Below are 7,177 nucleotides of genomic sequence, written 5' to 3' on the forward strand. Positions count from 1 at the left end.
AAATTGTACATTTTTAAATTCCCACTTTTGTACATTTTTAGATTGACGTTTATAGGCTGCTTTCACTCATGCTACTATGAGGAAGTCTTTCTCCGTTTTTTTCGTAGAGAAACTAGAATATATATTAATTCTTCCTACCATGCAGAAAAACTATGGTGTATAATAGTTAAAAACTATATTAAATAATTATCTAAAGTCGTTGACAATAACTTGAATATATATTATATTATCTACAACAGATAAATAACTGATGCAATGAACAGATAAGTAAATAAAAGCGAACGTAAAAAGAGAGTTCGGTTGGTGAAAAAGGATGCAGGAACTTTATTGAAAATGGTCTGGGAGCAACAGGAGTGATAAAGCTTCTGCGAATGGTGCCCGATACCGTACTAGAGTATAAATATGTACTTATAGAGTAACAAGCTGTGAAGATTGTTAAAAATAGAGTGGTAACGCGATCCTTCGCCTCTAGTCAAAAACTAAGGTGGAGTTTTTTTATGGCTCAAATACTTATAACATCAATTATCTGATTCGACGATTGACGGAAAGCGCGCCCGTTAATCATCATATATTAATGTAAAAAGAAAAGGGGAATTTATTTATGAACATTTCAAAATTAATTAAAACAGCAGCATTAGGATTAGTAGCAACAACATTAGTAGCATGTGGAAACGGAGCATCTCAATCAAAAGATGCAGCAACAACAGCAGCTCCAAAAGTAGAAGATAAAAAAATTACAGTAGTCGCTTCACCAGCACCACACGGTGAAATTTTAGAAGCAGCTAAATCAATTCTTAAAAAAGATGGATATGATTTACAAATCAATATCGTAAATGACTATGTAACACCTAACCAAATCGTATTCGGAGGAGATGCAGATGCAAACTACTTCCAACATACACCTTACTTAGAAAAATTCAATAAAGAACACAACGAAGATTTAGTAAGTATCGGTAATGTACACATCGAGCCAATGGCTATTTACTCTAAAAAATATAAATCTTTAGCAGATTTACCAGAAAACGCAACAGTATATGCTTCAACAAACCCAGCTGAAGTTGGTCGTTTCTTAGCATTCTTCACTAAAGCAGGCTTAATTAAATTAAAAGATGGTGTTAAACCAGTTGACGCTCAATTAAGCGATATCGTTGAAAATAAAAAGAACATTCAAATCAAAAATGAAATTGCTCCTGAATTATTAGTATCAACATATGAAGCTAATGAAGGTGATGCAGTAATCATCAACTCAAACTTCGCTATCGATGCAAAATTATCTCCTAAAAAAGATTCAATTGCTTTAGAAGATGAAAGCTCACCATATGCAAACTTAGTAGCAGTTAAACCAAAAGATAAAGATTCAGATAAAATCAAAGCTTTAATTAAAGCATTACAAAGTGATGAAATCCGTAAATTTATTTCTGATAAATATGCAGATGGATCTGTAATTCCTGCAAAATAATGATAAAATACAAGGTGTGGCATACGCTATTTGCCACACCTTTTTAGAGTATAAGGAGAAGAATGATGATTAAAATACAAGAAGTTTCTAAAATTTATCATGGCAAACAAGGGATAGTTGAAGCAGTAAAAGATGTTTCATTGGATATTAAAAAAGGCGAGATTTTTGGAATTATTGGTTTTTCAGGAGCTGGTAAAAGTACATTAATTCGTTTATTAAATGGTCTTGAATCTGTTACAACAGGTCATATTTTTGTCAATGATAAAGATATTACTACATTAAAGAAAAAAGAATTATTACAAGAACGTCGTAAAATTGCGATGATTTTCCAACATTTCAATTTATTATGGTCACGTACAGTGGAAGAAAATATTGCTTTTTCATTAGAAATTGCTGGAGTTGCAAAAGATGTTCGTCAAAAGAAAGTAGCTGAATTAATTGAAATTGTAGGCTTAACTGGAAGAGAAAAATCTTATCCGTCTCAATTATCTGGTGGACAAAAACAAAGAGTTGGGATTGCTCGTGCATTAGCTAATGATCCAGAAGTATTATTATGTGACGAAGCAACAAGTGCATTAGACCCAAAAACGACAAAAGATATTTTAAATTTATTAGTAGAAATTAATAAACGTTTAGGATTAACAATTGTATTAATTACACATGAAATGCATGTTGTTCGCCAAATTTGCCATCGCGTTGCGGTAATGGAACAAGGTAGAGTGGTTGAAACTGGGGAAGTATTAGACGTTTTTAAAAATCCTCAACAAACCATTACAAAACAATTTGTGGGGGAAGAACGTTCTGAACAAGATTTACATGATGTTTTTGAGCATTTATCAACTTCACTTCGTCCTGGAGTAGCTGTTCGTATTCAATATTTAGGGGATACAACTGCTGAAGGAATTTTATCAGAAGTCATTCGTAAACTAGATGTTTCAATTTCGATTTTACAAGCGCATGTAAATGTAACGCAAAAAGGTGTGCTTGGAAGTATGATTATTTTAATTGAAGAAGAATCTGCTAAAGCTGAAGAAGTGATTGATTACTTAAGAAAAGCAGAAATTATTGTGGAGGTACTAGAAAATGTTTAATGTGTTTTTAGCTCAAGTGAGTTTTTCAGAATTATTCCAAGAGATGTTGAGTTTAAAAAATGTAGATTGGAATGAAGTGATTAAAGCGACTAACGAAACAGTTTATATGAGTTTTCTATCTACTTTCTACGTGTTTATTATTGGTTTAGCGCTTGGTTTGTTTTTATATTTAACAAGTCCGGGTAGAAGTTTAGAAAATAAATGGGTGAATTTATTCCTTTCTGGAATTATTAATATTTTCCGTTCGGTTCCATTTATTATTTTACTGGCTTTATTAATGCCTTTTACGAAAGCGTTGATGGGAACTATTTTAGGGCCTAAGGGTGCGATTCCTACTTTAGTGATTAGTGCGGCTCCTTTCTATGCTCGTTTAGTGTCTATTTCATTAAATGAGATTCCTTCTGGGGTTGTAGAAGCTGCTGAATCAATGGGGGCTACGACTCGTCAGATTATTACGAAGGTGTTAATTCCTGAATCGCTTCCTGCGTTAGTGTCAGGTATTACGGTAACAACGATTGCGTTAGTGGGTTCAACTGCTGTTGCGGGTGTTATTGGTGCTGGGGGATTAGGGAACTTGGCTTATATGATTGGTTTTACTCGTAATAAGCAGGATATTATTTTTGTGGCTACGGTTGCAATTTTAATTCTTGTGTTCTTGATTCAATTTGTCGGAGACTATGCGGTGAAGAGGATCGACAAACGTTGATAAATTTCGAAATAGACTTTGCGTGATAGTAGCAACGGACGCCAGCAAACCTTCGGTTTCATGGCTAAAATTCGAGCCTAGGGTCTCGAATTTTCCGGTAATATAATCTGCCAGTGCAGATTATATTACTTATGCTACTATGCAAAGTCTTTTCTTATAGACGTGTGTATATGTAAGTACGTTTAAGAGATAGACTTCCTTTTGTAGTAGGAAAGGACGGCAGCAGACCTTTGGTCTCATGCCTAAAAATTGAGCCTGTAGTCTCAATTTTTCCTGTCCAATAAGCCAACTTGGCTTATTGGACTAATGCTACTATGCAAAGTTTTTTCTTGTGGATCGATATTTATGAGAGTACGTTTATGATATAGACTTTGCTTTATAGTAGCAACGGACGGCAGTAAACCTGAGGTTTCATTTTGGTGCTACTATGTAAAGTCTTTTCTTTTGTGGTAGGATCTTACGTTCCTTGTTAATGCCACCGATAAATTTGTTATCCGTACAAAAAATAAAAATACAACAGACTTTTCAAGTAGCATTGGTAATGGAAACTGTCGTATCAGTTTCTATTACTGGGAAATTTGAGACCGAGGCTCAAATTTTAGCCAAGAGATTCGCAAAGCGAAGCTACTGGCGTCCATTGCTACAGTCCCAAAAGTCCGTTGAATTTTAATTTTAATTAAAGCTGAAAACAACCTTTTCATAAAATTTACATCATTTACATTGTTAGAAGTAGTTGACAAGTCTTTCATTTTCCTTTATCTTATGTATGCAAACCGGTTCCACAATGTGGTTCCCAATTGAAAAAAGAAAGGATAGTTCAACATGAATTATGATGTAATTGCAAAAGAAGTCCTTGAAAATATCGGAGGACGTGAGAATGTTCAATCTGTCGCACACTGTGCTACACGATTAAGAATTATGGTTCTAGACGAATCAAAAATCAATAAAGAAGCGATTGATTAATTAGAAGGAGTAAAAGGAGCATTCTTTAACTCAGGTCAATACCAAATTATCTTCGGAACAGGAACAGTGAATAAAGTCTATGAAGCTGTTGCCCGTTTAGGAGTAGCAAAAACTTCAACAGCACAAATGAAAGAAGAAGCGAAAAAACAAGGCAACTTATTCCAAAGAATGAGTAGAACATTCGGAGACGTATTCGTTCCAATTATCCCAGTCTTAGTAGCAACAGGATTATTCATGGGATTACGTGGATTATTAACAAACCCAATTTTCCTAGGATTATTCGGAATGACACCTGACGTTATCGACAAAAACTTCTTATTATACACACAAGTATTAACAGATACAGCCTTTGCATTCTTGCCAGCCTTAGTAGCATGGTCAACCTTTAAAGTATTTGGCGGTTCACCAGTACTTGGAATTGTTTTAGGATTAATGTTAGTAAACAGTGCTTTACCAAATGCTTATGTAGTAGCTGCCGGTGGAGCAGAGCCAATCGTATTCTTTGGATTCATTAAAGTAGTAGGTTACCAAGGGACAGTATTACCAGCATTCTTCGTTGGGATGATTGGTGCTAAATTAGAAAAATGGTTACGTACAAAAGTTCCAGATGCATTAGATTTATTAGTAACACCATTCTTAACATTTTTAGTAATGAGTGTTCTTGGATTATTCATCATTGGACCATTCTTCCACTCAGTTGAAACAGTAGTATTAAATGCAACTGAATTTGTTTTACAATTACCATTTGGTCTAGCAGGAATTATTATTGGTGGATTACAACAAGTTATCGTAGTAACTGGAGTTCACCACATCTTTAATTTCTTGGAAACACAATTATTACAATCTTCAAAAATTGCTACAGGTGTGGAATTAAATCCATTTAACCCAATTATCTCAGCAGCAATGGCTGCACAAGTAGGAGCAACATTAGCAGTTGCCTTCAAAACAACAGATACAAAATTAAAAGCTCTAGCATTACCATCAGCTTTCTCAGCTGCATTAGGAATTACAGAGCCAGCAATTTTCGGGGTTAACTTACGTTTTGGTAAACCATTTGTAATGGGATTAATCGGAGGAGCTACAGGAGGATTCTTAGCAGCTTTATTCCGATTAAAAGCAACAGGTATGTCTGTAACAGTATTACCAGGGATGTTATTATTCTTAAATAGCCAATTCCCTTTATATGTACTAGCAATCGCAGTAGCTTTTGCAGTAAGTTTTGCTTTAACATATACAATCGGTTATAGCGACGATATGTTGAAAAAATAAAATAAAAAAGCAAGTCGAAGCGTCATATGATAGCTTCGACTTTTATGTAGATGAGGAGTATCAATGAGTTTAATGAGAAATAGTAATACTGGAAAATATGGTTTAGTCTATCATATTGTTCCTCCTTATGGATTAATGAATGATCCAAATGGATTGATTTATTTCAAAGGACAATATCACGTGTTTTTCCAATGGAATCCAACGGATACAAAGCATGCAAATAAACATTGGGGACATCTTATTTCTGATGATATGATTCAATGGAAAAGAGTAGAACTAGCATTAGCTCCAGACAAATGGTTCGATAAAAGCGGTGTTTATTCTGGGAGTGCATATGTTCATCAGAATCAATTATGGTTATTTTATACAGGAAATGTAAAAGATGAAGAAGGAAATGCTTCTAGTTATCAATGTTTAGCGGTGTCAGAAGATGGCATTCATTTTGAAAAAAAGGGGCCATTATTCGAACATCCAAAAGGTTATACAAGACATGTCCGTGATCCAAAAGTTTGGTATGATGCACGTGTGGATCATTACTGGATGGTTGTAGGAGCTCAAACGGAAGACTTAAAAGGCGATACATTAGTGTATCGTTCAGAAGACTTACTTCACTGGGTACTGAATGGTTCGATTAGTACGGAAGAAAAAGACTTCGGTTATATGTGGGAATGTCCAGATGTGATTCCATTTGAAGAAAAGGATGCGTTTATTTATTCTCCACAAGGAATTGAAGCTATTGGAGAACGATTCAATAATTTATACCAAACTGTTGTGCAATTAGGGAAGTTTACAATTGATGGTAAATTCATTGTAGAAGAGGAAAATTTAACTGAAGTTGATGCAGGATTTGATTATTATGCTCCACAAAGTTTTCAAGCAGAAGATGGACGTATTCTTCAATATGGTTGGATGGGAATTCCAGAAGGAAAAGAAGGGCTCATCCCCACAATTCAAGATGGCTGGATTCATGCCTTAACCATTCCACGTGAAGTATCCGTTCAAAATGGAAAATATCTTCAAAAACCTGCACGTGAATTATGGAATTTAACAACAGATGTACAAAAAATTCAATGGAATGCGACTCGTTTTGAATCGGTCTTTTCTTCACCTGCACAAGTGTGGACAGTGAATTGGAAAGAAGCCGTTCAGGATAAATTAGCAATTCAATTACGTAATGAAATTTTCATTCAATATGATGCAGAGACTCAAGTATTATCTGTCAGTCGTACCGATTGGGAAACAGGAGAAAGAGAAACAAGAGAAAGAACGTTACAATCTCCATTGAAACATCTAAATGCATGGATGGACTACTCAAGTTTAGAGTTATTTGTCAATGAGGGAGAAGAAGTATTCACGCTTCGATTCTTTACGGAAGAAGAGGCATTAGACTTTGTGGTTCAGCAAAGTGTTGAGCAAGAAATGATGATTGAAGTGTATAGTATGAAGGAAAGTGGATTTATCTGTGAATTGTTAAGTTAAGTGCGACAAATACTAAACGATTTTGTCATTTAAAATAGACTTTGATTATAGATTGATTTCTAATAAATATACTATCTCTAGAGAAAGCGCGCTAAATTTTTGGCGCGTTTTTCTTTTCAAATTATTGGGGTAGGTGAATTATAACTATAACAAGCAGAGGCTGGGCAAAAAGTCTCAAAAATAGAAGAAAGCACTATAAAATTCTGAAAT

At 34.7% G+C, this 7,177-nt stretch carries 4 protein-coding genes and 1 pseudogene; all 5 read left to right on the forward strand.

The features are described from left to right. The first annotated feature begins 601 nt into the window (after nt 1–601). Complete coding sequence (locus tag RWL86_RS08015) at nt 602–1,459, forward strand: MetQ/NlpA family ABC transporter substrate-binding protein (protein ID WP_314078673.1); 858 nt, start codon at nt 602–604, stop codon at nt 1,457–1,459. 65 nt (nt 1,460–1,524) lie between these two features. Then, entirely contained in the window at nt 1,525–2,550 is a 1,026-nt protein-coding gene (locus RWL86_RS08020; protein ID WP_314078674.1) for a methionine ABC transporter ATP-binding protein, read from the forward strand. Beyond that, on the forward strand, nt 2,543–3,256 hold the full coding sequence (locus RWL86_RS08025) for a methionine ABC transporter permease (RefSeq protein WP_314078676.1): 714 nt from the start codon (nt 2,543–2,545) through the stop codon (nt 3,254–3,256). The genes RWL86_RS08020 and RWL86_RS08025 overlap by 8 nt, the downstream gene beginning before the upstream one ends. Before the next feature lie 822 nt (nt 3,257–4,078). Further along, a pseudogene (locus RWL86_RS08030) lies at nt 4,079–5,473 on the forward strand (sucrose-specific PTS transporter subunit IIBC); the annotation flags it as partial. 78 nt (nt 5,474–5,551) lie between these two features. Next, nucleotides 5,552–6,967 carry a glycoside hydrolase family 32 protein gene (locus RWL86_RS08035; protein ID WP_314078677.1) on the forward strand — a complete coding sequence of 472 codons (1,416 nt, stop codon included), beginning with the start codon at nt 5,552–5,554 and terminating at the stop codon, nt 6,965–6,967. Nucleotides 6,968–7,177 lie beyond the last annotated feature (210 nt).

The sequence above is a fragment of the uncultured Granulicatella sp. genome (assembly GCF_963515095.1).
Classification (GTDB): Bacteria; Bacillota; Bacilli; order Lactobacillales; family Aerococcaceae; genus Granulicatella.

What these genes read in the sequence shown, in the direction of transcription:
- RWL86_RS08020 (WP_314078674.1), top strand. Translation starts at nt 1,525, where the DNA reads ATGATTAAAATACAAGAAGTTTCTAAAATTTATCATGGCAAACAAGGG.
- RWL86_RS08015 (WP_314078673.1), top strand. Translation starts at nt 602, where the DNA reads ATGAACATTTCAAAATTAATTAAAACAGCAGCATTAGGATTAGTAGCA.
- RWL86_RS08035 (WP_314078677.1), top strand. Translation starts at nt 5,552, where the DNA reads ATGAGTTTAATGAGAAATAGTAATACTGGAAAATATGGTTTAGTCTAT.
- RWL86_RS08025 (WP_314078676.1), top strand. Translation starts at nt 2,543, where the DNA reads ATGTTTAATGTGTTTTTAGCTCAAGTGAGTTTTTCAGAATTATTCCAA.